The sequence below is a fragment of the Succinivibrio faecicola genome (assembly GCF_019448115.1).
GTDB classification, from domain to species: Bacteria; Pseudomonadota; Gammaproteobacteria; order Enterobacterales; family Succinivibrionaceae; genus Succinivibrio; species Succinivibrio faecicola.
In genome coordinates, this window is sequence record NZ_JAGFNY010000071.1 from 1 (window position 1) to 1,857 (window position 1,857).

1 protein-coding gene is annotated in these 1,857 nt (G+C 40.9%); it reads left to right on the plus strand.

The features are described 5' to 3' along the window. Positions 1-526 precede the first annotated feature (526 nt). Positions 527-1,816 (plus strand): group II intron reverse transcriptase/maturase, encoded by a 1,290-nt coding sequence (gene ltrA, locus J5V48_RS09635; protein ID WP_219938415.1) that lies wholly within the window; start codon positions 527-529, stop codon positions 1,814-1,816. The last annotated feature ends 41 nt before the right edge of the window (positions 1,817-1,857 follow it).

The window sequence follows — 1,857 nt, forward strand, 5'->3', positions numbered from 1 at the left end:
ATTGTGTGCACGGCATGTACGTTAGCTAACAGGTGCAAGTCCTGAGATCAGGTGCGGAGCCAAGATCATAGCGAAAATCAAGGTGTACATCGTGAGATGTAGGCTGAAAGAAGATCTAGCAAAATCTCGACCCAACGAACAGAAATCTCATACAAGGCTTAGCAGACGGATGATGTTGCAATAGAAACAGAAATCCAAAGTCCGACCGTTAAAGTCTGCGTAGTAAATGAGGTGGGTGCATGAGAGGAAAGTTGACGTACTTACCCGTGGAGGTCTCATCAGCGAATAAGTAGTAACAACGAATGATGAGAAGTCAGCAGAGAGCATAGTAGGTATGAAGTATATACCGAAGGCTTGAATCAACAACCGCTGAAAGTAAATTGACAAACCTGAAGACGGCAAGCAGAAAACCATAAGGTGTACCTAAATTGTTGATGCATAAGTCACGGAATATGACGAAGAGTAAAACAAAGGTTGAAAAAGGGGTCATGAGGGATGAAGATCACGAGTAGGTGAAGGAATAGATGTGATTACTCTAGAATCGATACTTGAAAAGGATAACCTTAACAAGGCGTTCAGACAGGTTGTATCAAATAAAGGCACTGCCGGCATTGACGATATGACTGTAGACGAACTAGAGCCTTGGATAAGGTCACATCCTCACGAGCTAACAAATCGCATCCAAAGTGGAAAATACAGACAGCATCCTGTAATGCGAGTGTATATTCCTAAGGACAATGGCGAAAAGAGACCACTTGGTATTCCTAGAGTCATTGACCGATTAGTGCAACAAGCAGTAGCACAAGAGCTGAGCCGAGAATTCGAACCAATATTCTCAGATAACAGTTATGGATTCAGACCAAACCGAAGTGCACATGATGCTATTAGGAAAGTGATAGCAAATGCAAACGATGGATATGAATACGTAATTGACCTAGACTTGGCAAAATTCTTCGACACAGTAAATCATTCCAAACTACTGCAAGTGCTATCAGAAACCATAAAGGATGGTAGAGTAATCTCACTTATCCATAAATTCCTAAGAGCGAAGATTATGGATGAAGGAAAGATAACAACGCCAACCATAGGAACCCCTCAAGGCGGTCCTGTAAGTCCCGTTCTCGCAAATATTCTCTTGAATGAACTTGATAAAGAATTAGACAAGAGAGGCCATCACTTTGTCAGATATGCTGATGATATGATGATTATGTGCAAGAGTCAGAGAGCAGCACAAAGAACCTATGAAAGCATAACGAAGTTTATTGAAAAGAAACTCTTTCTTAATATAAACAAGGATAAAACTAAAATATGTCATCTGTCGGAGGATGTCAAATTCCTAGGTTACACTTTCATTAAAAGGAAACTGAAGAATGATGAAACGACAAAATGGCATGCTTCAGTACATAGGAAATCTTTAGCCAAGCTCAAAGTCAAGATAAAGGCACTGACAGATAGGAGGTGTCCCAAAGGATGGAGCACCACCAAAACAGAACTTAATACCGTTTTAAGAGGATGGTTCAACTACTTCCGTCTAGGTATACGCAAATCACTCGTCACAACTATTGACGGATGGACAAGACGTAGAATCAGACAAATGTATTGGAAGACATGGAAGAAGATTAGTACTAGGATTAAAGAACTTGAGAAACTAGGTATAAACAAAGATAAGGCTTATCAATGGGGTAATAGCTCAAAGTCTTATTGGAGAATTGCTGGCTCGTTCATCCTATGTAGAGCACTAACAAACAAAACCATCAAAGATGAGGGATGGAGCTTACTTTCAGACCTGTTCTATGATGGAATCTATAGTTGTTGAAACCGCCGTGATGCGAGACCCGCACGTCCGGTGGTGTTATC